The organism is Cupriavidus sp. GA3-3, from assembly GCF_000389805.1.
GTDB classification, from domain to species: Bacteria; Pseudomonadota; Gammaproteobacteria; order Burkholderiales; family Burkholderiaceae; genus Cupriavidus; species Cupriavidus necator_D.
Genome location: NZ_KB944501.1, coordinates 79,652 through 106,376 on the forward strand (window position 1 = coordinate 79,652; position 26,725 = coordinate 106,376).

Genomic DNA, 26,725 nt, shown 5'->3' on the forward strand with positions numbered 1-26,725 from the left:
TCCGGGCGGGCTGTTACATCTTTGTGGCAGGGCGCCGCTTACATGCGGGTGCGCTCGCGCTTCTGCAGCTTGCTCTTGATGCGGTTGAGCTTGAGCGGCGACAGGTATTCGACAAAGACCTTGCCGCGCAGGTGATCGATCTCATGCTGGATGCAGACGGCCAGCAGGTCGTCTGCTTCGAGCTCGAAGCTCTCGCCCTTCTCGTTGAGCGCGCGCACGCGCACCCGGTCGGGGCGCTCGACGCGGTCATAGACCTCGGGCACCGACAGGCAGCCCTCTTCCCACACCTTTCGGTTGTCGCTGGCCCAGACGATCTCCGGGTTGATAAAGACCTGGAGCTGGTCGCGCGTTTCCGAGACGTCGATCACCACCACCTGCTCATGCACGTTGACCTGCGTGGCGGCCAGCCCGATGCCGGGCGCTTCGTACATGGTTTCAGCCATGTCCTTCACCAGCTGGCGGATGCGGTCGTCCACTGCCGCAACGGGTTTGGCAACGGTGTGCAGACGGGGATCGGGGTAGGTCAGGATATCGAGTTTTGCCATGATGCTCAGGCGCAACGCCGGCTGCTGCCGGCAACCGGGCCGCGTTGCGGCGGCGGGTGTTTACATGCAGAATCGGGGCGCAAGTACAAAAATTCAAGGCGCGCCGAAACAGGCACGCTCTCCCGGGTCAATCCGGCCGAAACCACCGGCCGGTCAGGAAAATGCGCGATCTTACCAAAGAACACCAGGCGGCGTCGGGCCGCAGGCTGCACGCGTTCATCCCTAAGCTTGCCTATGCGTTGCTGAGTGCCGCCGGCATCACTGCGGCGGCCGCGCTTCCGGCCCTGGCTGCGGACCTGACGGTCACGCCGGCGCAGCAGGCCGAAGCCCAGCGCACGGCCCAACAGGGCATCCCCGTTTCAGACCTGGCTGCCAATGCGCCGTCGCAGTACACCGTGCGCACGGGTGACACGCTGTGGGGGATCTCGGGCCGCTTCCTGCGCCAGCCATGGCGCTGGCCTGAGCTATGGGGCATGAACCGGCAACAGATCCGCAACCCGCACCTGATCTATCCGGGACAGATCCTGTACCTGATCCAGCGCGACGGCCGCGCCTGGCTGTCGACCACGCCCGCCGGCAGCGGCACGGTGCGCCTGTCGCCGCAGATACGCGGCAACGCCGCCGACGGCGCCGCCATCCTGAGCATCGCGTCTTCCGATATCGAGCCCTTCCTGATCCGCCCGCTGGTGGTCGACCAGGATACGCTGGCCACCTCGGCACGCATCGTCGCCGTGTCCGAGTCGCGCGTCATCCTTGGCCGCGACGATACCGGCTACGCGCGCGGCATCCCCGCCGACGCGCCGCAAGGCAGCGACTGGCAGGCCTACCGTCCGGTCACCCCGGTGCGCGACCCCGTCTCCAATGCCGTGCTCGGCTACGAGGCCGAATACGAAGGCAACGTGCGCCTGGCGCGCGCTGCGCAGGGCCCGGATGCGGTCTCGACCATGCAGGTCACGCAGGCCAGGCAGGAAATGGGCGTGGGCACGCTGCTGATGCCGCAGCCCGCGCGCGAAGCGGCGCGCTATGTGCCGCACGCGCCCGATACGCAACTCGACGGCCGCGTGGCCAAGGTCTATGGCGGGGTCGAGTTCGGCGGCGCCAAGCAGGTGGTGGTGCTCAACCTCGGCAGCCAGGCCGGGGTGGAGCCCGGGCATGTGCTGGCGCTGTCGCGCACTGGCGAGACCGTCGCCGACAAGACCGACAGCAACCGCGCCATCCGCCTGCCCGACGAGCGCTACGGCCTGGCCTTTGTCTTCCGCGTGTTCCCGGGGGTGTCGTATGCGCTGGTCACCGACGCCTCCAACGTGATCGCGGTCGGCGACCGGGCGACCTCGCCGCGCTGAGCCGGTCTTGGCGACATCGCAGGCGGCCCTGGCGGCCGCCGCTTCTCTTTGCCATGCCGGCGCTGCCCGGCAGCTCACCACGCGCGATCCCGACGAGCTGAAGGCGTGGCTGCAGCTCGCCTGCGCGCCCGGGGTCGGCCCGGTCACGGTGCGCCTGCTGCTGACCGCATTCGGGTTGCCGCAGCAGATCCTGGCGCAGAGCGTGGCAGCGCTGTCGTCCGTCGTCCCCAAGAAACACGCCCGCGCGGTGCTGGCCAGGCCCGGCACCGGGCTGCCGGCACTGGTCGAACACACCCTCGGCTGGCTCGGCACGCCCGGCAACCACGTGGTCACGTTTGGCGACGACGCCTACCCTGCCCGCCTGTTCGACCTGCCCGACCCGCCGCCGCTGCTATATATCAAGGGCGATCCCGCGCTGCTGGCGCGTCCTGCGGTGGCCATCGTCGGCGCGCGTGGCGCCACCGAGCAGGGCAAGCGCGATGCGCAGGCCTTCGGGCGGGCGCTGTCCGAGTCGGGGCTGGCGGTGGTCTCGGGGCTGGCGCTGGGCGTCGATGCCGCCGCCCATGCCGGCGGGCTGCAGGGTTGCGGCGGTACCGTCGCTGTTACGGGTACGGGGGCCGACCGGGTCTATCCGGCCGAGAACCTGGCGCTGGCCCACGAAGTGGCCGCGCGCGGCGCGATCGTCACCGAGTTCCCGCTCGGCATGCAGGGCCTGCCCGCCAACTTCCCGCGCCGCAACCGTATCATCGCCGCCCTGGCACGCGGGGTGCTGGTGGTGGAGGCCGCGGCGCGCTCGGGCTCGCTGATAACCGCACGGCTGGCGGCCGACCTGGGGCGCGAGGTATTTGCGGTGCCGGGCTCGATCCACGCGCCGCTGTCAGCCGGCTGCCACCTGCTGATCCGCCAGGGAGCGAAGCTGGTGGAGCGCGTGGAGGATGTGCTGGAAGAGATCAACCTGCTGCCGGCACCTGCCCGCCCCGCTGCCGCGCGCGTTCCCGCGTCCGTACCGGAGCAACCAGATCTTTCTGACTTTGCCGGCCACGCCGACCCCCTGCTGGCCGCTCTCGGCTACGATCCGGTTACGCTGGATGCGCTGTGCGAGCGCAGCGGCCAGCCGCCGGAAGCCGTCGCGGCGCGCCTGCTGGAACTGGAACTGGCCGGGCACGCCGAGCGTCTACCGGGAAACGTGTTTCGGCGGCTTGGGTGAGCCGCAGCGCAATACCGATACAATCGCCGGCAGCCCGCGTGCCGCGGGCGCCTCATGTTTCCGATGCCATGACCGTTTACTTTCCAGAACGTGACGCAGGCGCCATTGCCGGGTGCCTGGCAGCGCGGCCGCAGGGCCGCCTGGTGGCCTGCCTGTGCGCGCAGTGGTGCGGCACGTGCCGGGACTACCTGGCGGCGCTGACCGCGCTGGCCTCGCGCCATCCGGAGGATTGCTTCGTCTGGATCGACATCGAGACGCACGCGGATGCGCTTGGCGATATCGATATTGAGAATTTCCCGACGCTGCTGGTGCAGTCTGCGTCGGGCGGCACGCCCCAGTTCTATGGCACCCTGCTGCCGCACATCGAGGTGCTGGAACGCATGCTGAGCCGCGGTGCGGCGATGCCGGCGAGTGCCGAAGACGTGCCGCAGGTGCTGGACTGGTTGCTTGCCGGGGGGAGCAGCGCCGCCTAGGCGGCGACAGGGTCGGCGGCGGGGCTTGCTTGCACCGCCGTTGAAAGCGCGCTTATTATTGGCGCCTCATAGCCCCCCGGCGTTCTGATTACTTCGTTTGTAGTGCAATTCGCGGGTTGCCGGATGCAGCTCGCAAGGACCCTTCCCATGTCAAAAGCCCTCATCATCGCGGAAAAACCGTCGGTCGCGGCGGATATCGCCCGTGCCCTCGGGGGGTTTACCAAGCACGACGAGTATTTCGAAAGCGACGACTACGTGCTGTCCTCCGCCGTCGGCCACCTGGTCGAGATCGCCGCGCCGGACGAATACGAGGTCAAGCGCGGCAAGTGGAGCTTCGCCAACCTGCCGGTGATCCCGCCGCATTTCGACCTGCGCCCGATCGCCAAGACCGAGTCGCGCCTGAAGGTGCTGAACCGGCTGATCAAGCGCAAGGACGTCACCGCCCTGATCAACGCCTGTGACGCGGGACGCGAAGGCGAACTGATCTTCCGGCTGATCGCGCAACAGGCCAAGGCCAAGCAGCCGGTGCGCCGGCTGTGGCTGCAGTCGATGACGCAGCAGGCGATCCGCGATGGCTTCGCCAGCCTGCGCGAAGACGAAGACATGCTGCCGCTGGCCGACGCCGCGCGCTGCCGCTCCGAGGCCGACTGGCTGGTCGGCATCAACGGCACCCGCGCCATGACCGCCTTCAACAGCAAGGGCGGTGGCTTCTTCCTGACCACCGTGGGCCGCGTGCAGACGCCGACGCTGTCGATCGTGGTGGAGCGTGAAGAGAAGATCAAGCACTTCGTGCCGCGCGACTACTGGGAAGTGCGGGCCGAGTTCATCGCCGCCGCCGGCCTGTATGAAGGCCGCTGGTTCGACCCCAAGTTCAAGAAGAGCGAGTTCGATCCCGAGGCGCGCGAATCGCGCCTGTGGAGCGAGGCCGAGGCCAAGAGCATCGTCGCCGCCTGCCGCGACAAGCCGGGCACCGTCACCGAGGAATCCAAGCCGTCGACGCAGCAGTCGCCGGCGCTGTTCGACCTGACCACGCTGCAGCGCGAGGCCAACTCGCGCTTCGGCTTCTCGGCCAAGAACACGCTCGGCCTGGCGCAGGCGCTGTATGAAAAGCACAAGGTCCTGACCTACCCGCGTACCGATGCGCGCGCGCTGCCCGAGGACTACCTGGACACGGTCAAGCAGACCATGGACATGCTGGCCGACAGCTCGCCCAACTACCTGCCGCACGCCAAGAAGATTCTGGCGCAGGGCTGGGTCAGGCCGAACAAGAAGATCTTCGACAACAGCAAGATCAGCGACCACTTCGCCATCATCCCGACGCTGCAGGCGCCAAAGAACCTGTCCGAACCGGAGCAGAAGCTGTACGACCTGGTAGTGCGCCGCTTCCTGGCGGTGTTCTTCCCGGCGGCCGAGTTCCAGGTCACCACCCGCATCACGGAAGTCGCCGGCCACCACTTCAAGACCGAAGGCAAGGTGCTGGTCAACCCGGGCTGGCTGGTGATCTACGGCCGCGAGGCGCAGGGCGACAAGGATGCCGCCAACCTGGTGCCGGTGGCCAAGGACGAGAAGGTCAAGACCGACAAGGTCGAGAGCGTCGGCCTGACCACCAAGCCGCCCGCGCGCTACAACGAAGCCACGCTGCTGTCGGCGATGGAAGGCGCCGGCAAGCTGGTGGACGACGACGCGCTGCGCGAGGCCATGGCCGGCAAGGGCCTGGGCACGCCGGCGACGCGCGCGGCCATCATCGAAGGCCTGCTGACGGAAAAATACCTGGTGCGCGAAGGCCGCGAGCTGATTCCGACTGCCAAGGCGTTCCAGCTGATGACGCTGCTGCGCGGCCTGGGCGTGCAGGAACTGACGCAGGCCGAGCTGACCGGCGAGTGGGAACACAAGCTCTCGCAGATCGAGCGCGGGCGCCTGAAGCGCGACGAGTTCATGCTTGAGATCGCGCAGATGACCCAGCAGATCGTCAAGCGCGCCAAGGAATACGACAGCGACACCATCCCGGGCGACTACGCCACGCTGGACACGCCGTGCCCGCAATGCGGCGGACAGGTCAAGGAGAACTACCGCCGCTTTGCCTGCACCGCGTGCGAGTTCTCGATCAGCAAGATCCCGGGCGGGCGCCAGTTCGAGATCGATGAGGTCGAAGAACTGCTGCTGAAGAAGGAAATCGGTCCGCTGCAGGGTTTCCGCAGCAAGATGGGCCGTCCGTTCGCCGCCATCCTCAAGCTGGGCAAGGACGACGAAGGCCATTACAAGATGGAATTCGACTTCGGCCAGAACGACGACGACAACGACGGCGAGCCGGTCGACTTCAGCGGCCAGGAGCCGGTGGGCACCTGTCCGAAGTGCGGCGGCTCGGTGTTCGAGCACGGCATGAAGTACGTCTGCGAGAACAGCGCGACCAGCCCCAAGAGCTGCGACTTCACCACCGGCAAGATCATCCTGCAGCAGGAAATCAGCCGCGAGCAGATCGGCAAGCTGCTCACCGACGGCAAGACCGACCTGCTGACGGGGTTCAAGTCGTCGCGCACCGGCCGCAACTTCAAGGCCTTCCTGGTCAAGCAGCCGGACGGCAAGATCGGCTTCGAGTTCGAGGCGCGCGAGCCCAAGGCGGGCGCCAAGACGGCGGCGAAGACCACGGCCAAGGCGGCATCGAATGGCACGGCCGAGGCGGCGCCGGCAACCAAGACGGCAGCGAAGACCGCGGCCAAGACGCCAGCCGCCAAGGCTCCGGCCACCAAGGCACCGGCCAAGAAGGCGGCAGCCAAGAAGGCCCCCGCCAAGACCGCCGCGGCCAAGAAGTCGCGCGCGGCGGCCGCCGGCGAGTAAGCGTCAGCGCGTCACGGCAAAACGCCCGGCATCGCCGGGCGTTTTGCTTTGGGTGGATCGGCCTAGGTAGCCGCTCAGGTGCGCACGGCTTGCGCGCCGTGGCTGGCGGCTGGCGCCGGCTGCGCTTCCTTGCCGCGTACCTGCCCTTCTTCGAGCAGGAAGTCGATAAAGGCGCGCACCTTGGTCGGCAAGAACTTGCGGCTCGGGTAGACCACGCTGACATCGCGCCGCGGCAGCTGGTATTGCGGCAGCACATGCACCAGCTTGCCGGATTCGATATTGGGACGCGCCAGGTAGGACGACAGCATGGCCACGCCCATGTCGGCCAGCGCCGCCTGGTGGGCCAGCTCGGCATTGCTGCACAGCAGCCCGGGGCGGATCGGCACGGTCACCTCGCCTTCCGGGCCCAGCAGCGTCCATTCGTGCTCGGCGCTGGGCAGGCGCATGGCAATGCAGCGGTGGTGGCTGAGTTCGTGGGCATGGCGGATCGGCGCGTGCGCCGCCACATAGCCCGGCGATGCGCACAGGATCACTTCGGCCGACAGCAGCGGGCGCGCCACCAGGTGCGAGCCCAGGCCCAGGTCGGACAGCATCACGGCCACGTCGCGGCCTTCTTCGACGATATCGACGTTGCGGTCCGACAGGATCACGTCGAACACCACGTCCGGATACAGCTGCTGGAAGCGCGCCAGCAATTCCGGCAGCAGGTGCAGGCCGAACATCACCGGGGTGACCAGCCGCAGCGTGCCTGACAGCGACTGGCTGCGCGCCGTGACCACGCTTTCGGCTTCTTCCACGTCTTCCAGGATCTGCTGGCAGCGCTGCAGGTAGGTTTCGCCGGCGTCGGTCAGCGACAGGCTGCGGGTGGTGCGGTTGAGCAGGCGCGTGCCCAGGTGGCTCTCCAGGTCGGCCACGTAGCGCGTCACCACTGCGTTGGACATTTCCAGCTGCTGCGCTGCACGCGCGAAGCTTCCCAGTTCCACCACCTTGGAAAACACACGCATCGATTGCAGGCGATCCATGACACAGTCTCCCGGTTCTGCGCTGAATTCTTACGTAATCAGCCTATTTTATTGTTCGAATCAAAACTAATCATTGTGGATCCTGATATTTATTGATATGAGGGAAATGCCTAATATCTAGCCATCGGATGCCGCAATGCAACATAGTCTTTCGTCGAAGTGACGGCTCAGGCATCCATGCAATAGAGAAAGCCTGAATCATGAAAACCAACCGCTACGCCCTGATCGCTGTCGCCACCCTCGCCGCCGCCCTGTCGGCCGCACCGGCCTTTGCCAAGAACGGCAAGTTCGATGTGTTCACCGACGGCGCCAAGGTAGCCAAGTTCGATCCGTACACCGACGGCGCCCGCACCGGCAAGTTCGATCCATACGTCGATGGCGCCCGCACCGGCAAGTTCGACACCTACACCGAAGGCGGCAAGTACGACACCACTACCGATCGCGCGCCGCTGTAAGGCCGCCTGGCCGCCTCAGGCCTGCCTCCCCGGCGGTCTCTGGCAGCGCGATCCCGGGGCCGCTTCCTCCGCTTGTGCGGCCCCGCCTGCTTCAAACCTGGTCTCCACAGGTCCTTGGGGGAGCGCCTTGCAGCCTCTCCGCCTTTATTGGAGAAAAAGCCCCGCACCGGTTCCGGTTGCGGGCTTCTTTGTTTCTGCATCCGGCGGCTTTGCAAGCACTGGCGAATGATTATGCCAGACGCCGCAAATGAAAAACGGGCCATGACGGCCCGTTTTGCTGACCACTACGACTTCTTAGTCGTCGTAGTGGTGGCGATGGTGCTTGTGCTTCTTGCGCTTGTAGCTGCTCTTGTAATAGCGGCGGTGGTCATCGTCGTACGAGTTGCTGCGCGAGACATTGCCGCCCAGCGCGGCACCCGCGCCGCCGCCCAGGCCGGCGCCGATCAGGCCGCCGGTGCGGCCGCCCATGGCGTTGCCAGCCGCGGTGCCGGCACCGCCGCCCAGCGCGCCGCCGATGATGGCACCGGTGCGCTCGCGGCGGTTGGAGGTTACTGCGCCACCGGCGCCGCCGCCCACTGCACCACCGATCACTGCGCCGGTGCTGCCGCCCAGCGCGCCGCCCACTGCGGCACCGGCGACGCCGCCGAGTGCGCCGCCCAGGGCGTTGTTCATGTCACTCGCGACGGCCGGCAGCGCGCAGGCCGCCAGGGCGAGGGCAATGGTCAGATTGCGAACGGGATGGCGAGTCATATCTTTTTTCCTCGAATTGCCATGATGTGTCGCAAGTGTAGAGAAGGAGCCGCACCCTTGCTGTAACTACCTGTAAAGCCCTGTAACCCGCTACAGAAACGGTATCCGTGCATTACAAAAGCGCGGTAAACACGCAACACTTGATAAAAAGACAGGCGATCAAGTGATCGCCTGTCTGCTTTGTATGCCGCCGGCCTCCGCAGGAGGACGGCGTTCAGCGTGTGCTCAGCAGCACTTGCCCTGCCCGCCGCCGTAGCGTGCCTCCTGGCGCTCGCGGAAGAATTCCTCGTAGCTCATCGGCTCGCGGTCGGGGTGGGTGCTTTCCATATGGGCCACGTAGGTCTGGTAGTCGGGCAGCCCGACCATCAGCCTGAGCGACTGCCCCAGGTAGCGTCCCATCGTTCCGAGTTGTTCCAGCATGGCGGGCTCCGGTATCAGGACTGGGCCGAGGCGGCGCCCGGCAGCGGCTCGAACGGCGTTTCCTTGTCGGTCGGGCGCTTCGCGGCGCGCGCCTGCAGCGCGGTCTTGAAGCCGTAGAACACGATCGACAGCACCACCAGCATGAACAGCGCGCACAGGCCGGCGTCCAGGTAGTCGTTGAAGACGATGCGGTGCATCTGCTCCATCGACTTGGCCGGGGCCAGCACCTTGCCTTCGGCAATGGCGGCGCTGAACTTGGCGGCGTGGGTCAGGAAGCTGACCTTGGGGTCGGCATGGAACAGCTTCTGCCAGCCGGCGGTCAGCGTGCAGATCAGCAGCCACACGGTCGGCACCAGCGTGACCCAGGCGTACTGGCCGCGCTTCATTTTGACCAGCACGCAGGTGCCCAGCACCAGCGCCACCGCGGCGAGCATCTGGTTGGAGATGCCGAACAGCGGCCACAGCGTGTTGATGCCGCCCAGCGGATCGACCACGCCCTGGTACAGGAAGTAACCCCATGCCGCCACGCACAGCGCGGTGGCGGTCAGGTTGGCGACCAGCGAATCGGTCTTGCGCATCGACGGGATAAAGCTGCCCAGCAGGTCCTGCAGCATGAAGCGGCCGGCGCGGGTGCCCGCGTCGACGGCGGTCAGGATGAACAGCGCCTCGAACAGGATGGCGAAGTGGTACCAGAACGCCATCATGGCCTGGCCGCCCACCACCTGGTGCAGGATATGGGCGATGCCCACGGCCAGCGTCGGCGCGCCGCCGGCGCGCGAGAGGATGGTGTTTTCGCCGACGTCCTTGGCGGTCTGCACCAGCACGTCAGGCGTGATCACGAAGCCCCAGGTCGAGACCGCGTGCGCCACCGCTTCCGGCGTGGTGCCGATCACGGCCGCCGGGCTGTTCATGGCGAAGTACACGCCCGGCTCGATCACCGAGGCGGCTACCAGTGCCATGATCGCGACGAACGATTCAGCCAGCATCGCGCCGTAGCCGATAAAGCGCGCGTGGGTCTCGTTCTCCAGCAGCTTGGGCGTGGTGCCCGACGAGATCAGCGCGTGGAAGCCCGACACCGCGCCGCAGGCGATGGTGATGAAGAGGAACGGAAACAGGTTGCCCGACCACACCGGTCCGCCGCCTTGCGCGAACTGCGTGAAGGCCGGCATCTTCAGGTCCGGGGCGACGATCAGGATGCCGACCGCCAGCGCGATGATGGTGCCGATCTTCAGGAAGGTCGACAAGTAGTCGCGCGGCGCCAGCAGCAGCCACACTGGCAGCACGGCGGCGATAAAGCCGTAGATGATCAGCATCCACGTCAGCGCCTTGCCGTCATAGGTGAACAGCGGCGCCAGCACGGCGCTCTCGTGTACGTACTGGCCGCCGATGATGGCCAGCATCAGCAGCACGAAGCCGATCACCGACACCTCGCCGATGCGGCCCGGGCGGATATAGCGCGTATAGATGCCCATGAACAGCGCGATCGGGATCGTCACCGCCACGGTGAACGTGCCCCACGGCGAGTCGGCCAGCGCCTTCACCACGATCAGCGCCAGCACCGCCAGGATGATGACCATGATCATGAAGCAGCCGAACAGCGCGATCATGCCCGGGATCGTGCCCATCTCGGACTTGACCAGGTCGCCCAGCGAGCGGCCGTCGCGGCGCGTGGAGATGAACAGCACCATGAAGTCCTGCACCGCGCCGGCGAACACCACGCCGGCGAGCAGCCACAGCATGCCCGGCATATAGCCCATCTGCGCGGCCAGCACCGGGCCGACCAGCGGGCCGGCGCCGGCGATGGCGGCGAAATGGTGGCCGAACAGCACCGCCTTGTTGGTCGGCACGTAGTCCAGGCCGTCGTTATGGCGCCACGCGGGCGTCATCCGTTTGGGATCGAGCTGCATCACCTTGTCGGCGATAAAGCGGCTGTAGTAGCGGTAGGCGATCAGGTAGATGCAGAGCGCGGCAACCACGATCCACAGCGCGCTGACGGCCTCGCCGCGCGCCAGCGCGACAGTGCCGAAGGCAAACGCGCCAAGGACGGCGACAGCCAGCCACACCAGGTGTTCTCCGATGCGATTCATAGTGAAGGGTCTCCTCAGACCGGGATATGGATAGCCTGCGGCGGCGAAAGACTGGTAACAGGCAACTGGCAGGATCGGCAGCGGGGGTGCGCCGAGGGCGGGCAGCGGGGGCAATCCGGCGGTGAGGGTGTCTCCTGGGATAGCTGCTGCGCGCCCGGTTGTGTCGTCGTTTCCGGATCTCGTCTTGCAGGCAGGCGACGCACCGTCCGGGTGTGGACGGTGCACCAGCTGCGTCCGCGCATGCGCCCTGATCGTGTCCTGTTCCGCAGGTACCTTGCCATGAAACCGCCCAGTTGGCCGCCATGCGTCGTTGCTCGTCGTTGCCATAGCTACGGCTATGGCGCCTCCTCGCGCCTAGCCTGACGACCAACTGGACGATTTCATTCTTGGCAAGTTACCTGCGGAACAGGCCACTAAGGCGGCGGCGCGTTCGGCGTGTAGTATTGACACCCGCCAAACCCCGCACAAGCGCGTAACTACGCAGCACTTCTGCGTAGTACTACGCAAATCGACGGTGGCATGCCGCCTGCGCGGCATCGGTGTTTACCCCCGGTCCCCCCGCACTCGTATGAAACTCCGCCAGAAGATCCTGTTGCTAGCCGTGGCGCCACTTGCGGTTGCCATGCTGGGCATCGCACTTGCCGTGCGCTTCCAGGCCACGCAGCTCGCGCAGCATGAACGCGCGCTGGTCGAGGCCGCCTACCTGCAGAGCAAGGAAACCGAGCTGCGCCACTACGTAGAACTGGCGCAGAGCGCGATCGCGCCGCTGGTGCGCTCCGGGCGCACCGACGCCGCCACCCGGCAGGCCGCGATGGAGGCACTTGCGCGGCTGGACTACGGCCCCGACGGCTATTTCTTCCTGTATGACCTGCACGGCCGCAACCTGATGCACCCGCGCCAGCCCGAACTGGTCGGCCAGGACCTGTGGACGCTGCGCGACCCGCAGGGCGCGCTGACCATCCAGCAACTGATTGCCGCAGCCAAGGGTGGTGGCGGCGCGGTGCGCTACCTGTGGAGAAAGCCCTCGTCGCAGCAGCTGGCGCCCAAGCTCGGCTATGTGGTGGCGGTGCCCGAATGGGGCTGGATGGTGGGCACCGGCATCTACCTGGATGACGTGGAAAGCACGCTGCGCCAGCTCGATGCCCGTGCCGAGACCGATATCCGTCAGACCATGGCCTGGATCGGCGTGATTGCCGGCATCAGCATCCTGCTGGTCGCCGCCAGCGGCCTGGCGCTGAACGTCAGCGAGCACCGCGAGGCCGACGCCAAGCTGCGCCAGCTGGCGCAGCGCGTGGTGCAGTCGCAGGAAGAAGAGCGCGCCCGGCTCTCGCGCGAGCTGCACGACGGCATCAGCCAGCTGCTGGTGTCGGTCAAGCTGGTGCTGGAAACCGCCACCAACCGCCTGCGCCTGGCCCCGGCCGAAGGCGCCGCGGTGGCGCCGGTGCTGGGCATGGCGCTGAACCGGCTCGATACCGTGTTCAATGAAGTGCGCCGCGTGGCGCGCAACCTGCGCCCCGCCCTGCTCGACGACCTGGGCCTGTACGCCGCGCTGCAGCACCTGGCGCGCGAGATGCAGGGCGGCAGCGGGCTGGAAATTGCGGTGACTCAGAGCGGCACCCCGCGCGAACTGCCCGACGAGCAGGCCACGGCGCTGTTCCGGATCGCCCAGGAAGCCTTGACCAACGTCGAGCGCCATGCCGGCGCGCGCCGGGTCGTGGTGGCGCTGGCCTTCGATGCCGATGCCACGCGCCTCACCGTGCGCGACGACGGGCATGGCTTCGACGTGGCGCGCATGCAGGAGGACCCGCAGCGCGGCATCGGACTGCGCAACCTGCGCGAGCGCATCGCCGCGCTGTGCGGGCAGTTCGACATCGTTTCGGGCATGGGCGGCACCCAGCTGGTCGCTTCACTGCCGCTGGCCAGGCCCGCGGCCATTGCGCACGATCCCGTTTCAGCAGGACCCTCGCCGTCATGACCCAGCTAGCCGACTCCGCCGAAGTGCCCGCCCGCGTATTACTGATCGACGACCATGCGCTGGTGCGCGACGGAATGCGCATGCATCTGGCGCTGCAGCCCGGCCTGCGCGTGGTCGGTGAAGCCGACGACGGCGAGGCCGCGCTGGCGTGGCTGGACCGAGCCGGTGCCGCCGAGCTGCCCGACCTGGTCATCACCGATATCGGCATGCGCGGCATGGGCGGCATTGCCCTGGCCGCGGCGCTGCATGACCGCTATCCGGAACTGGCGGTGCTGATCGTGTCGATGCACGACAACCTGGAATACGTGCGCCAGGCGGTGCGTGCGGGTGCGCGCGGCTATGTGCTCAAGGACGCGCCCGCCGACGAGCTGATGGCGGCGATCCAGTCCGTGCTGGCCGGACGGGTCTTCTACAGCGCCCGCATTGCGCGCGGCATGGCCGAGCAGAGCCCCGCCGCAGGGCCGCTCGATGCGCTCACGCCGCGCGAGCGCGACATCCTGCGCGGCATCGGGCGGGGCCTGGCCAACAAGGAGATCGCGGCGCAGCTGGGGGTTTCGGTGCGCACGGTGGAGACGCACCGGCTGAACCTGAAGCGCAAGCTGGGGATCGAGGGGCGGGCGGGGTTGGTGAAGTACGCAGTGGAGACGCTGGGGGATAGCGAGGCGGGATAAAAAACGCCCGTCTCGGCAGAGACGGGCGTCTTTATTGCGAACTGCGCGAACCGTGGCGCGATCAGCCTTCCAGCCGCTTGCCCAGCGCCGCCCGCACATCCGCCAGCGCCTGCGGCAGCCGATGCCGCAGCTTGGTGAACAACTCATCATGCAGCACCAGCTCCTGCTGCCACGCTTCACGGTCGATTGAAGTCACCTGCGCGAACTGCGCCGGCGTGAAGTCAACGCCATTCCAGTTCAGGTCCTGGTAGCGCGGGGTAGTGCCGAACATATGCTCGGCGGCTTGCCCCTTGCCTTCCACGCGGTCGATCATCCACGACAGCACGCGCATGTTCTCGCCGAAGCCTGGCCACACGAAGTTGCCGTCGGCGTCCTTGCGGAACCAGTTGACGCAGTAAATCCTCGGCAGTTTCGCGCCCGCGGCTTCCAGCTTCTTGCCGAGTTCGAGCCAGTGGCCGAAGTAATCACTCATGTTGTAGCCGCAGAACGGCAGCATGGCGAACGGGTCGCGGCGCACCACGCCCTGCTGGCCGGCGGCCGCGGCGGTGGTTTCCGAACCCATGGTGGCGGCCATGTAGACGCCTTCGGTCCAGTTGCGGGCCTCGGTCACCAGCGGCACGGTGGTCGAGCGGCGGCCGCCGAAGATAAACGCATCAATGGGTACGCCGGCCGGGTTGTCCCAGTTGTCGTCGATCGACGGGCACTGCGATGCCGGCGCGGTGAAGCGGGCGTTCGGGTGCGCAGCCTTGGCGCCGGTGGCCTTGGCGATTTCCGGGGTCCAGTCCTTGCCCTGCCAGTCGATCAGGTGCGCCGGCGCTTCCTTGGTCATGCCTTCCCACCACACGTCGCCGTCGTCGGTCAGCGCCACGTTGGTGAAGATGACGTTTTCCTTCAGCGTCGCCATCGCGTTGTAGTTGGTCTTCTCGCTGGTGCCCGGGGCCACGCCGAAGTAGCCGGCTTCCGGGTTGATCGCGTACAGGCGGCCGTCCTGGCCCGGCTTGATCCAGGCGATGTCGTCGCCGATGGTGGTGACCTTCCAGCCCTCGAAGCCCTTGGGCGGGATCAGCATGGCGAAGTTGGTCTTGCCGCAGGCCGACGGGAACGCGGCGGCGACGTGGTATTTCTTGCCCTCGGGCGAGGTCACGCCAAGGATCAGCATGTGCTCGGCCAGCCAGCCTTCATCGCGGCCCATGGTCGATGCAATGCGCAGTGCAAAGCACTTCTTGCCCAGCAGCGCGTTGCCGCCGTAGCCGGAGCCGAACGACCAGATCTCGCGCGTTTCCGGGAAATGGACGATGTACTTGGTCGGATTGCACGGCCAGGCCACGTCCTGCTCGCCGGCGGCCAGCGGCTTGCCCACGGTGTGCACGCACGGCACGAACTCGCCGTTGCTGCCCAGCACGTCGTACACCGCGCGGCCCATGCGCGTCATGATGCGCATATTGACCGCCACATACGGCGAATCGGACAGTTCCACGCCAATATGGGCGATCGGCGAACCCAGCGGGCCCATCGAAAACGGCACCACATACAGCGTGCGGCCGCGCATGCAGCCGTCGAACAGGCCGTTCAGCGTCTGGCGCATCTCGGCGGGTGCGGTCCAGTTGTTGGTGGGGCCGGCGTCTTCCTGCTTTTCAGAGCAGATAAAGGTGCGATCTTCTACCCGCGCCACGTCCGAGGGGTCCGACAGTGCCAGGAAGGAATTCTTGCGCTTGGCCGGGTTCAGCCGCTTCATGGTGCCGGCGGCGACCATCTGCTCGCACAGGCGGTCGTATTCTTCCTGGGAGCCGTCGCACCAATGGATATTGTCAGGCTTGGTCAGGGCGGCGATTTCCGCGACCCAGGCCACCAGCTTGGGGTGCTTGACCCAGGCCGGCGCATTGACGGGCGCCGTACCTTGCATCGTGGGGTGGTTCATACTGCAGACTCCAGATTCGTAAAGGGAAGGAAGGGAAGGAATCCTTGCAAAGCCTGGCCAGCGGGCAGATGGGGCCGTCACACGCCCGGAGTGATGGTCACACTCGGATCGACACATCCCGTTACAACTCCGCGGCGGCCCCGTTTATGCAAAAGGTCGCGGCGGTCCCTGCGGCTGCGCTACAGTTGCGCTTCGCGCGCGCAGGGGTGGCTGCGCGGGCTGGCCGGACTTTGCCCGGGTGCGATCGCGTGGCGGGAGCAATGCTCGACCGACAATCCGCAGCGGCACCGGAACGGGCAAGGATACCACTGGCGCACCCCCCTGTTTTTTGCTATGCAACAATCGCCGCCACCGGCCGGCGCGGGTTTTTCGATATTTCTCAACAATACTGTTGGCCGGCGCGCTGCTCGGTGGCCGCGCGCACCAACCGGCACAAGACCGTTAGATAACCAGAGTTGCCGATGAAGATTGCCGTACTCGACGATTACCAGGATGCCGTGCGCAAGCTGCCTTGCTTCAGTTTGCTGGAGGGGCACGACGTCAAGGTGTTCAACAACACCGTCAAGGGCGTGGGCCAGCTGGCCGCACGCCTGTCAGACGTCGAAGCCGTGGTTCTGATCCGCGAACGCACACGCATCACCCGGCAACTGCTGGAAAAACTGCCCAAACTGAAGTTGATCAGCCAGACCGGCAAGGTCGGCGCCGGCCCCGGCAGCCATATCGACCTGGATGCCGCCACCGACCGTGGCGTGGCAGTGCTCGAGGGCGTGGGTTCGCCAGTTGCGCCGGCGGAGCTGACCTGGGCGCTGATCATGGCGGCACAGCGGCGCATTCCCCAATACGTCGCCAGCCTGAAGCATGGCGCCTGGCAGCAATCGGGGCTGAAATCGACGACGATGCCGCCCAATTTCGGCCTTGGGCAGGTGCTGCGCGGCCAGACGCTGGGGATCTGGGGCTACGGCAAGATCGGCCGGCTGCTGGCTGGCTACGGCCGCGCCTTTGGCATGAAGGTGCTGGTCTGGGGCCGCGAGGCGTCGCTCGAAGGCGCCCGTGCCGACGGGCTGGGCGTGGCCGAATCTAAGGAGCAGTTGTTTGCCGACAGCGATGTGCTGTCGATGCACCTGCGCCTGAATGACGACACCCGCGGCATCGTCAAGATGACTGACCTGACCCGGATGAAGCCCACGGCGCTGTTCGTCAACACCAGCCGCGCCGAACTGCTGGAAGAGAACGCGCTGGTCACCGCGCTGAACCGGGGCCGCCCGGGCATGGCGGCCATCGACGTGTTCGAGTCCGAGCCGATCCTGCAGGGCCACGCGCTGCTGCGCATGGAAAACTGCATCTGCACGCCGCACCTGGGCTATGTTGAGCGCGACAGCTATGAGCTGTACTTCCGCACCGCGTTCCAGAACATCCTGGACGTGCTGGCCGGCAACCATGACTGCATCGTCAACCCGAAGGCGCTGGCGCCGGTGCTGACGCGCTGAGTCACCAGCGGCCGGATTGCCTCCGGACGGCCCGCCCCCGACACCCCTGTTCCGCCATGCGGGACAGGGGTGTTTCACATCTGGCCGGGCATTTCCTCCGGGAAACGCGAATTCCACGAAACCGCTACACTCGGGACTTCCCTTACCGCCCGGCCTGCCACGGCCCGCGGCAGCCCAGACAACAACAAGGCGCCCCCCTGCGCCAATCCACAATTCCCAAGGCCGGCATGGACCCCAGGCTAGTGACGCTCTGCGTCGGCAACTTCGTCATTGGCACCGGTGCGATGATCGTTACCGGCATGTTGAACGACATTGCCGGCGATTTCGGGCTGGGCGCGGCCAGCGCCGGGCAGCTGATCTCGGTGTTTGCGCTGGCCACCTGCATCGGCGCCCCGCTGTTTGCCACGCTGGGCTCGCGCATCGACCGCCGGCTGCTGCTGGCCGGGTCGCTGCTGATCTACGGGGTAATGCACCTGGCCGCCGCGTTTGCGCCCAGCTTTGCGGCGCTGATGGCGATCCGCTTCCTGACCGCGATCGGCGCGGCCATCTATACGCCCCAGACCGCCGCCACGCTGCCGCTGCTGGTCAACGCACAGACGCGCGGGCGTGCCATCAGCTTTGTGTTTCTTGGCTGGAGCATTGCCAGCGTGGTGGGCGTGCCGCTGGGCACGTGGATTTCCAGCACGCTGGGCTGGCGCGTCAGCATGGCGCTGGTCGGGGCCCTGGCGCTGCTGGTGTCGGCGGCGGTCTGGCGCGCGCTGCCGCGCGGGCTGAAGGTGCCGCCGGCCGGGCGCGAGGCCTGGGGCGCGGTGCTGCGCCACAAGCCGATCATGCTGGTGGTGCTGACCACCATGATCTCGTCGGCGGGCATGTTCACCGTGTTCACCTATATCGCCCCGCTGATGCGCGACGTTTACGGCATCAGCGGTGGCGCGCTCAGCCTGATGTTCCTGGCCTACGGCGCCTGCGGCGTATTCGGCAATGCCATGGCGGCGTCGCGCATGGACCGGGTCACGCCCAGCCGGATCGTGCAGGTCACGCTGCTGACCTCGATCACGGCCATGGTGCTGTGGCCGCTGGCCGGGTTGGGCAGCGTTGCGCTGGTGTTGCTGTTCATGCTGTGGGGCGCGGGCGGGTTTGCCACCAACAGCGCGCAGCAGGCGCGGCTGGTGCTGCTGGCGCCGGAGCGTGCATCGGTGTCGATCTCGCTCAATTCCTCGTCGATCTACCTGGGCCAGGCCGCCGGCGCCATGGCCGGGGCTGCCATCTACACACTGGCCGGCGCCGATACGCTGCACTGGGGCGCGGCGGCGCTGATGCTGGTGGCGCTGGCGGTATCGCAACGCGCCCGGGCGCTGGGCTGCCAGTGGCAGCGGCCGCAGGCGGCGCAGCAGGTGTGATGCAAGGCTGAAACCAGAGGCGGCTCCCCGCCGCCGGCTTCCTTGTGAGGGACCGCACCAAGCACTTGTCCACAGTGTTATCCGCCCCGTTATCCTCAGGCATATCCGCAGCTTATCCACAACCCTTTCCACAGCCGGAAGGGTAACCACGAAGCGGGGGCGCACGTGAGCGAATCCAGACCTCGGCCGGGCCTTGCGCGCGTGCTGGCGGTAAGCCTGGGCAAGGCCATCCCGCTGGTGGTCGCGGGGGCTGGCACCGAGGCGGTGGTGCTGTCGGGCATTCGCAAGCACCCTGTCAGTACCCTGCTGCACCCGTTGCGGGTACAGGTGCAGCCGCTGGGCCTGGCCGGCGACGAACAGGGTGACCTGACCGTGCACGGCGGCCTGGACAAGGCGGTCTACGCCTATCCCTTCGAGCACTACCCGTGGTGGAACGCGCGCCGCCGCGCGTGCGGGCAGCCTGAGTCAGGCCCGCCGTTGCCGTTTGGCGCCATCGGCGAGAACCTGACCCTGGAGGGGCTGCTTGAATCCCAACTCTGGATCGGCGACCTCGTGCGCGTGGGCACGGCCCTGCTGCGGGTGGAGTCGCCGCGCAAGCCCTGCTACAAGTTCAATGCCGCGCTAGGCTACCGCCACGCGGTGCGCGACATGATCCAGAGCGGCTACTCCGGGGTCTACCTCAGCGTGGTGCTGAAGGGAGAAGTGCGCGCCGGCGATGTCGTGGTTGTGCAGGCCGGGCCACGCGAACTGTCGGTCGACAGCGTCAATCAGTGGCGCCGCGATGGCCGGCGGCAGCTTTTCTGATAATGTTTGTCTAACCATACAAGCGCCCCGCTAAACACATCTCCGGCCTCCCCTGTGGCCCGGACGGCGTTTGCCGGTGCCGGGCATTACCAGACCCTTGCAACCCTGTAACGGACTGTAATACGCGGCGCTGGCTCCGGTGGGCGAAGCGCGGTACTAGTAGAGTCTTTGCGCGACGCGCACCGGCAACATCTGGGCACAACCAGCCGGGCGATTACGGGGAGTGGCGCGAAGACGCGGTGCAGAGGGTCCACACAAATATGAAATCTGACAGGATCGACCAGCCCAAGGGCTTCGTCGACAGCAACTGGAGGGCGGCCACCGGAACCGGGCGCGGCCGCGTATCGCCGTGGGCGGTGGTGGCCGTGGTGCTGGTCATTGCCGGCCTGGGCTGGTTTGCCTGGCGTACCTGGTTTGCGCCCAAGCCCGCGCCCAAGGCGCCGGCCGCCGTGGTGGTGTCCACCGCGCGCGTGCAGCAGGGCGACGTGCCGCTGCAGGTCACGGCCAACGGCAATGTCACCGCGCTGTCCACGGTCGAGGTGCGCCCGCAGGTGTCCAGCACCGTGCGCACCGTCCATATCAAGGAAGGCCAGACCGTCAGGCCGGGCGACCTGCTGTTCTCGCTCGATACCCGCATGGACGAGGCCAACCTGGCCAAGGCTCAGGCCCAGTTGCTGCGCGACCAGGCCGACCTGGCCGATGCCCGGCGCACGCTCGCGCGCAGCCAGGAGCTGCTGCAGCGCAACTTCATCTCCAGGAGCGCGGTCGACACCGCCCAGGCCAAGGTGGATGGCTTTGCCGCCACCGTGCGCGCCGACCAGGCCGCGATCGAAGCCAGCCGCGTGGCGGTCAGCTACGGCGCCATCCGCGCCACCATCAGCGGCCGCACCGGCGTGATCAACGCCTTCCCGGGTTCGCTGGTGCTGCCCAACAGCACCCAGCCGATGGTCATCATCGCCCAGGTGCAGCCGATTGCCGTCACCTTCAGCCTGCCCGAGCGGCAGCTGGGCGCGCTGCGCGAGGCGCTGCACGCCGGCCCGGTGCAGGTCACCGCGCTGCCCAACGACGGCAGCAAGACCCCGGTGACCGGCAGGATCACCTTTGTGGATAACACCGTCGATCCGCAGTACGGCACCATCCGCGTCAAGGCGCAGTTCGACAATGAGGAGCAGCGGCTGTGGCCGGGCACCTATGCCAACGTCAACGCCGTGGTGCAGACCCTGAAGGGCGCGCTGTCGGTGCCGCCGCAGGCGGTGGTGACCGGCCCCGAAGGCCGCTTTGTCTATGTGGTCCAGCCCGACAGCAAGGTGGCGCGCGTGCCGGTGCAGGTGGTGACCACCACTGCCGCCGCCGCCGTGGTCGAGGGGGTGCAACCCGGCGCCCGCGTAGTCGTGGAAGGCATGCAGAACCTGCGCCCCGGCGCGCTGGTGCGCGAGGCCCCGGCCGCCGGCGCCTCGGCCGCCGCCGCCCGTCCGGCCCCTGCCACCGCGGGGCACTGAGCCATGACGCTGTCTGAACTCTGCATCCGCCGTCCGGTGATGACGGTGCTGCTGTGCCTGGCGGTGGTGGTCGCCGGCATCGTGCTGTATCCGACCATCCCGATCGCGGCGCTGCCCAGCTTCAACTCGCCGGTGATCCAGGTCACCGCCACGCTGCCCGGCGCCAGCCCGGAGACCATGGCGGCGTCGGTGGCCACGCAACTGGAGAAGCAGTTCGCGACCATCCCCGGCGTGACGGTGATCAGCTCGCAGAACACGCTCGGCAACTCCAGCATCACCATCGAATTCAACAACGACCGCAATATCGACGACGCGGCCGTCGACGTGCAGGCGGCGCTGTTCCGCGCCCAGCGTTCGCTGCCGATCGAGATGACGGTGCCGCCGTCGTACCGCAAGGTCAACCCGGCCGACGCGCCGGTGCTGCTGCTGGCGATCAACTCGCCGGCGATGAGCCTGGCCGACCTCAATGCCTTTGGCGACAACCTGATCTCGCCCACGCTGGCCACGCTGCCGGGGGTGGCGCAGGTGCAGATCTTCGGGCAGAAGCGCTTTGCCGTGCGCGTGCGCGCCCACCCCGATGCGCTCGCCGCGCGCGGCCTGACGCTGGACGAGCTGGCCACGGCGCTCAATCGCGCCAACGCCAACACGCCGGTGGGCACGCTCGACAGCGCGCGCCAGACCCTGACCATCCAGGCCAACCGGCAGCTGACCAGCGCCGACGCCTTCCGCAACATCATCGTCGCCAGCCAGCCCAGCGGCGCGCTGGTGCGGCTCTCTGACGTGGCCGAGGTCGAGGACAGCGTCGAGACCATCAAGACCGGCAGCTGGCTCAACAACGAGCGCTCGATTGTGCTGGCCGTGCTGCGCCAGCCCGACGCCAACACCGTGGCAGTGGTCGATGCGATCAACGCCGCCCTGCCCCGCCTGATCCAGCAGATGCCGGGCTCGGTCAATGTGTCGGTGGTCAACGACCGCTCGCGCTCGATCCGCGAATCGATCCACGACGTGCAGTTCACGCTGGCGCTGACGGTGGCGCTGGTGGTGATGGTGATCTTCCTGTTCCTGCGCCGCGCCGCCGCCACGCTGATCCCCACGGTGTCGCTGCCGATCTCGCTGATCGGCACGGTGGCGCTGATGAAGGCCTTCGGCTACAGCCTGGACAACGTCTCGCTGCTGGCCATCACCCTGGCGGTGGGCCTGGTGGTGGACGACGCCATCGTCATGCTCGAGAACATCGTGCGCCATATCGAGGAAGGCGTGGCGCCGCTGAAGGCCGCGCTGGTGGGTTCGCGCGAGATGGGCTTCACCATCCTGTCGATCTCGATCTCGCTGGTGGCGGTGTTTATCCCGATCTTCTTTATGCCGGGCGTGATCGGGCTGTTGTTCCATGAATTTGCCGCGGTGGTGTCGCTGGCGATCCTGGTATCGGCGCTGGTGTCGCTGACGCTGATCCCGATGCTGTGCGCGCGCTTCCTGTCGGCCGAGAACGTGCCGGTGGATGAATCGCACCATGCCTACGGCGACCACGCGTCGGCGCAGCCCGCCATCGTGCAGAAGCAGACCTTCGGCATGCGCTCCACGCAGTGGTTCGAGAACCTGTTCGAGTTCACGCTGCACCGCTATGCGCGCGGGCTGGACTGGTGCCTGGCGCACCGCCGCACCGTGCTGGCGGTCGCGGGCCTGACCTTCGTGCTGACCGCGGTGCTGTTCGTCACCATTCCCAAGGGCTTCTTCCCCGAAGAGGATATCGGCCAGATCCGCGTCAACGCCGAAGGCCCGCAGGACATCTCCTTCGACGCCATGGCGGAACGCCTGCGCGACGCCGCCGAGCGCATGCGCGCCAACCCCGCGGTCAAGAGCATCGTGGTCGCCATCGGCGGCGGTCCGTCGCCGGCCATCAACACCGGGCGCATGTTTGTCGAACTGAAGCCGCGCGGCGAGCGCGAAGCGATGCCGAAGGTGATCGAGTCGCTGCGGCGCGATGTTGCCGGTGTGCCGGGCCTGGCGGTGTACTTTGCGCCGGTGCAGAACCTGCAGCTGGGCGGGCGCCAGAGCAAGAGCCGCTACCAGTACACATTGCAGAGCGTGAAGGCCGGCCAGCTGCAGGACTCGTCCGACCAGCTGATGGCAAAGATGCGCGCCGATCCGATCTTCCGCGACGTCACCAGCGATTCGCAGCAGTCCGGGCTGGAGGCGCACCTGTCGATCGACCGCGACAAGGCCAATGCGCTGGGTGTGCAGATGCAGGACGTGCGCACCGCGCTGTACTCGGCCTTCGGCGAGCGGCAGGTGTCGACCATCTATACGCCGATCGACAACTACTACGTGATCCTGCAGGCGGCCGATGTCGACCGCACCGACGAGAGCGCGTTCTCCAAGCTCTATGTGCGCAGCAAGACCGGCCAGATGGTGCCGGTCTCAGCCTTCGCCACCACCGAGCGCCGGGTCGGGCCGATCTCCGTCAACCACCAGGGGCAGCTGCCTTCGGTGACGGTATCGTTCAACCTGGCGCCGGGCGCGGCGCTGGGCGATGCTTCGGCACGCATCGACCGCTACCGGCAGGAGATCGCCATGCCCAGCTCGATCTTCACCAGCTGGGGCGGCGACGCGGCGGTATTCCAGTCGTCGCAGGCCACGCAGATCGTGCTGCTGGTGGCGGCCATCGCGGTGATCTACACGCTGCTGGGCGTGCTGTATGAAAGCTATATTCATCCGCTGACGATCCTGGCGGGTTTGCCTTCGGCGGCGGTGGGCGCGTTGCTGACGCTGTTCATCTTCAATGTCGAGCTGTCGCTGATTGCCGTGATCGGCGTGCTGATGCTGATCGGCATCGTCAAGAAGAACGCGATCATGATGATCGACTTCGCGCTGGCCGCGCAGCGCGAACAAGGGATGACGCCGGCGAAGGCGATCCGGCAGGCGTGCCTGCTGCGCTTCCGGCCGATCATGATGACGACCTTCGCCGCGGTGATGGGTGCGCTGCCGCTGGCGCTCGGCTTAGGCGCCGGTGCCGAGTTGCGCCAGCCGCTGGGCCTGGCCGTGGTCGGCGGCCTGCTGTTCTCGCAGGTGATCACGCTGTTTATCACGCCGGTGATCTACCTCGCACTGGACCGGTTCTCCGGGACGGGGCCGTTGCAGATTGATTCTGAAGGCACCAAGCTGCCGGACAAGGCTCCGGGCGAGACCGTGCACCAGCGCTGAGGCACCGGCAGACAAGAGGAGGCCGCAGCATTGCTGCGGGCTCTTTGCTTTCGAGGTGCCGGCCAGGGTCGGACATCAGCGACATGTAGTGGCTGCACGCGCCATCCGCCTGAAAGCGGGCGCGGCTACGTGCTGGTGACGTGGGCGCGCCGGCACAAGGTTGCGAACACCGACGCGCTCGACGTCGCCGCGCACCGCCTGCTGGAACGCCCGCGCATCGTCACGGAATGATGACGTGACCATCACACCAACCCGGGCAACAAGCGGGAGCGCAGGCCGCCAACCCCGCCACTACAACGAGATAGGGAAAGGAACTGCGTGATGTCATTCCGTTTGCGCATTGCCGGTATGCTGGCCGCCGCTGTCGCTGTGCTCGCCACCGGCTGCGCGGCCACGCGCCCCGCGCCCGAGGCGGTCAGCGCCGCCTTCGCCGGCAAGTCCTACGTGCTGCTGGGCGAGGTCCACGACAACGCCGCCGCGCAGCAGCAGCGCCTGGCCGCGCTGACGCGCGCCGTCGAGCAAGGCTGGCGCCCGGCCATCGCCATGGAACAGTTCGACCGCGAGCGCCAGCCCGATATCGAGCGCGCCCGCCGCGAGCGCCCGCGCGATGCCGACTACCTGATCGCCCAGGCCGGCGGCGGTGCCTGGCAATGGCCGCTGTACCGGCCGGTGGTGGCGCTGGCGCTGCAGTACGACCTGCCGCTGGTGGCGGCCAACCTGTCGCGCGCCGACGCCGGCAAGATCGTGCGCGGCGGACTGGACAGCCTGTTCCCGGCCGGCGAGCGCCAGCAGCTGGGCCTGTCCCACGCGCTCCCCGGCGACCTCGTGGCCGCGCAGACGGCGGTGCTGGACCGGGGCCACTGCGGCAATTTCCCCAAGGCCATGCTGCCCGGGATGCTGGCGGCGCAGGCCGCGCGCGATGCGGTGATGGCGCAGACGCTGCGCCCCTACGCGCAGCGCGGCGCGGTGCTGATCGCCGGCAACGGCCACGTGCGGCGCGACATCGGCGTGCCGCGCTGGCTGGGGGCGGGCGTGGGGCAGGTGGTCAGCGTGGGGTATGTGGAAAACCCGCCTGCCGACGGCGAGTTCGACATGGCCGTGGTGGTGCCGGCGGTGGCGCGCAAGGACCCGTGCCAGCAGGCGAAGCCGGCGGGTTGAGGGGCCTGCGCCCGCGCTGCAATCCGCCATCCACGTAAACCCCGACCCTTTCTGCCCCCGATTGACAGCCTTTTGACAGTTTCCCCCGCCTAGAATCCGCCCCATGACCGGTAATTCCGGTCTGACGTTCACCAAAAGTCCAAGAACAGTCCCGGCCACGCCCCGCCGCGCCGGACAGGAGACAAGCACCGGCACTGCGCCTTTCGCGCAGTCCGCCAGGCTGTCTTCCCGTCCCCCGCAACGCAGTGGCAGCCGGAACGCCCGGGTCGGATCGCGGCTGCCAGCAGGCTGGCATGGCGTATCCCCGGTAACACCAGGAGACCACTATGCGCCGTACCTATTCCCGCCTGGCCCATGCCGTGATGGCATCGGCCGCCGTTGCCGCCACCTTCGCCGCCGCGCCGGCCTTTGCGCTCGATAGCGTCAAGGTCATGATCGGCGCCAACCCCGGCGGCGGCTTTGACCAGACCGGCCGCTCGCTGGGCGCCGCGATGATTGCCGCGGGCCAGGCCAAGACCGCTTCATACGACAACAAGGGCGGCGCCGGCGGCACCATCGCGCTGACCCAGTTCGTCAATACCGACAAGGGCAACCCCAATGCGCTGATGGTGGTGGGCGCGGTGATGGTGGGCGCGATCGAGACCAACAAGCCGCCGGTCACGCTGAAGAACGCCACCCCGATCGCGCGCCTGTTCGCCGACACCATGGTCATCACCGTGCCGGCCAGCTCGCCGATCAAGTCGGTCAAGGACCTGACCACGCAGCTCAAGGCCAACCCGGGCAGCGTCAGCTGGGGCGGCGGCTCCAAGGGTTCGATCGACCACATCCTGGCCGGCCTGATCGCCAAGGAATCGGGCGTCGATCCCAAGAAGATCAACTACGTGCCGTTCCAGGGCGGCGGCGAAGCCTCGGCCTCGATCATGGGCGGCCACGTGACGGTGGGCATCGCCGGCGTGTCGGAATTCCTGCCCTTCATCAAGAGCGGCAAGATGCGCGCGCTGGCGGTGACCTCCAAGGACCGCACCGCCGATATCCCGACGCTCAAGGAGCAAGGCGTGAACGTCGAGATCTATAACTGGCGCGGCGTGTACGGCGCGCCCGGCATCAGCGCCGAGCAGCGCAAGGCCATGATCGACGCCGTGGTCAAGGCCACCGAGAGCCAGGCCTGGAAGGACACGCTGCAGAAGAATGACTGGACCCCGTTCCTGCTGACTGGCGACGAGTTCGGCAAGTTCGTTGACAGCGAATCGGCCCGCCTGGGCGGCTCGCTGCGTGAACTGGGCGTGGCCAAGTAAGAACTGCCGGCGGCACCCAAACCGGCAGTACCGCATCAACCTGCTTTACCTGTCGTGCCTGCCAATCCCGCCGGTGAACCCGGCGGCAGGAAAACGGCGCAGGGCCCGGTGTCCACCTGCGATACCAGACAAATAATCATATGTCGCCGGGCCCTGCCGCCGCGCGGGCAGCACCTGCCA

Annotated in this window: 20 protein-coding genes; 14 read left to right on the forward strand and 6 right to left on the reverse strand. The window is 67.3% G+C overall.

Annotated features, from left to right (window positions below; translation table 11 throughout):
* Positions 1-38: 38 nt before the first annotated feature.
* Complete coding sequence (gene def, locus C265_RS24525; RefSeq protein WP_010811325.1) at positions 39-545, reverse strand: peptide deformylase; 507 nt, start codon at positions 543-545, stop codon at positions 39-41.
* Positions 546-706: 161 nt separating this feature from the next.
* Between def and C265_RS24530 the strand changes: the two genes are divergently transcribed.
* The 4 genes from C265_RS24530 to C265_RS24545 all read left to right on the forward strand — a co-directional run bounded on the left by C265_RS24530 (position 707) and on the right by C265_RS24545 (position 6,403).
* Positions 707-1,888 carry a LysM peptidoglycan-binding domain-containing protein gene (locus C265_RS24530; RefSeq protein WP_010811326.1) on the forward strand — a complete coding sequence of 394 codons (1,182 nt, stop codon included), beginning with the start codon at positions 707-709 and terminating at the stop codon, positions 1,886-1,888.
* A 7-nt stretch (positions 1,889-1,895) separates the two neighbouring features.
* Entirely contained in the window at positions 1,896-3,095 is a 1,200-nt protein-coding gene (gene dprA, locus C265_RS24535; protein ID WP_010811327.1) for a DNA-processing protein DprA, read from the forward strand.
* Positions 3,096-3,163: 68 nt separating this feature from the next.
* On the forward strand, positions 3,164-3,568 hold the full coding sequence (locus tag C265_RS24540; RefSeq protein ID WP_010811328.1) for a thioredoxin family protein: 405 nt from the start codon (positions 3,164-3,166) through the stop codon (positions 3,566-3,568).
* A gap of 147 nt (positions 3,569-3,715) precedes the next feature.
* A complete protein-coding gene (locus tag C265_RS24545) occupies positions 3,716-6,403 on the forward strand; it encodes a DNA topoisomerase III (protein ID WP_010811329.1) in 2,688 nt (895 codons plus the stop codon).
* A 74-nt stretch (positions 6,404-6,477) separates the two neighbouring features.
* Here C265_RS24545 and C265_RS24550 read toward each other — a convergent pair whose 3' ends face one another.
* Positions 6,478-7,425, reverse strand: coding sequence for a LysR family transcriptional regulator (locus C265_RS24550; protein ID WP_010811330.1), 948 nt, complete (start codon positions 7,423-7,425; stop codon positions 6,478-6,480).
* 200 nt (positions 7,426-7,625) lie between these two features.
* On the opposite strand from C265_RS24550, the gene C265_RS24555 reads away from it, so the two are divergent.
* The gene (locus tag C265_RS24555; RefSeq protein WP_010811331.1) at positions 7,626-7,880 is read left to right on the forward strand and encodes a hypothetical protein; all 255 of its coding nucleotides are present in this window, start codon (positions 7,626-7,628) and stop codon (positions 7,878-7,880) included.
* A 294-nt stretch (positions 7,881-8,174) separates the two neighbouring features.
* Here the strand turns inward: C265_RS24555 and C265_RS24560 are convergent, their stop codons facing one another.
* The 3 genes from C265_RS24560 to C265_RS24570 all read right to left on the reverse strand — a co-directional run bounded on the left by C265_RS24560 (position 8,175) and on the right by C265_RS24570 (position 11,137).
* The gene (locus C265_RS24560) at positions 8,175-8,630 is read right to left on the reverse strand and encodes a hypothetical protein (RefSeq protein ID WP_010811332.1); all 456 of its coding nucleotides are present in this window, start codon (positions 8,628-8,630) and stop codon (positions 8,175-8,177) included.
* 225 nt (positions 8,631-8,855) lie between these two features.
* Complete coding sequence (locus C265_RS24565) at positions 8,856-9,050, reverse strand: YbdD/YjiX family protein (protein ID WP_010811333.1); 195 nt, start codon at positions 9,048-9,050, stop codon at positions 8,856-8,858.
* A gap of 14 nt (positions 9,051-9,064) precedes the next feature.
* Positions 9,065-11,137, reverse strand: coding sequence for a carbon starvation CstA family protein (locus C265_RS24570; RefSeq protein WP_010811334.1), 2,073 nt, complete (start codon positions 11,135-11,137; stop codon positions 9,065-9,067).
* 568 nt (positions 11,138-11,705) lie between these two features.
* Here C265_RS24570 and C265_RS24575 point away from each other — a divergent pair.
* Together C265_RS24575 and C265_RS24580 are read left to right on the forward strand one after the other, a co-directional pair.
* Positions 11,706-13,112 (forward strand): cache domain-containing protein, encoded by a 1,407-nt coding sequence (locus C265_RS24575; protein WP_010811335.1) that lies wholly within the window; start codon positions 11,706-11,708, stop codon positions 13,110-13,112.
* The gene (locus C265_RS24580; RefSeq protein ID WP_010811336.1) at positions 13,109-13,783 is read left to right on the forward strand and encodes a response regulator transcription factor; all 675 of its coding nucleotides are present in this window, start codon (positions 13,109-13,111) and stop codon (positions 13,781-13,783) included. Before C265_RS24575 ends, C265_RS24580 begins: the two co-directional genes overlap by 4 nt.
* A gap of 61 nt (positions 13,784-13,844) precedes the next feature.
* Here the strand turns inward: C265_RS24580 and C265_RS24585 are convergent, their stop codons facing one another.
* On the reverse strand, positions 13,845-15,701 hold the full coding sequence (locus C265_RS24585) for a phosphoenolpyruvate carboxykinase (GTP) (protein ID WP_010811337.1): 1,857 nt from the start codon (positions 15,699-15,701) through the stop codon (positions 13,845-13,847).
* Positions 15,702-16,162: 461 nt separating this feature from the next.
* Between C265_RS24585 and C265_RS24590 the strand changes: the two genes are divergently transcribed.
* The 7 genes from C265_RS24590 to C265_RS24620 all read left to right on the forward strand — a co-directional run bounded on the left by C265_RS24590 (position 16,163) and on the right by C265_RS24620 (position 26,545).
* Positions 16,163-17,188: a D-2-hydroxyacid dehydrogenase family protein gene (locus tag C265_RS24590; protein ID WP_010811338.1), complete on the forward strand. Its 1,026-nt coding sequence runs from the start codon at positions 16,163-16,165 to the stop codon at positions 17,186-17,188.
* A 227-nt stretch (positions 17,189-17,415) separates the two neighbouring features.
* Entirely contained in the window at positions 17,416-18,588 is a 1,173-nt protein-coding gene (locus tag C265_RS24595; protein ID WP_037025245.1) for an MFS transporter, read from the forward strand.
* A 165-nt stretch (positions 18,589-18,753) separates the two neighbouring features.
* Positions 18,754-19,392 (forward strand): MOSC domain-containing protein, encoded by a 639-nt coding sequence (locus tag C265_RS24600; protein WP_011616272.1) that lies wholly within the window; start codon positions 18,754-18,756, stop codon positions 19,390-19,392.
* Positions 19,393-19,652: 260 nt separating this feature from the next.
* Positions 19,653-20,891, forward strand: a complete 1,239-nt coding sequence (locus tag C265_RS24605) for an efflux RND transporter periplasmic adaptor subunit (protein ID WP_010811341.1) — start codon at positions 19,653-19,655, stop codon at positions 20,889-20,891.
* 3 nt (positions 20,892-20,894) lie between these two features.
* Entirely contained in the window at positions 20,895-24,092 is a 3,198-nt protein-coding gene (locus tag C265_RS24610; protein WP_010811342.1) for an efflux RND transporter permease subunit, read from the forward strand.
* Between the two features lie 321 nt (positions 24,093-24,413).
* Positions 24,414-25,250, forward strand: a complete 837-nt coding sequence (locus C265_RS24615) for a ChaN family lipoprotein (protein ID WP_010811343.1) — start codon at positions 24,414-24,416, stop codon at positions 25,248-25,250.
* A gap of 326 nt (positions 25,251-25,576) precedes the next feature.
* Positions 25,577-26,545 (forward strand): tripartite tricarboxylate transporter substrate binding protein, encoded by a 969-nt coding sequence (locus C265_RS24620; RefSeq protein WP_010811344.1) that lies wholly within the window; start codon positions 25,577-25,579, stop codon positions 26,543-26,545.
* Positions 26,546-26,725 lie beyond the last annotated feature (180 nt).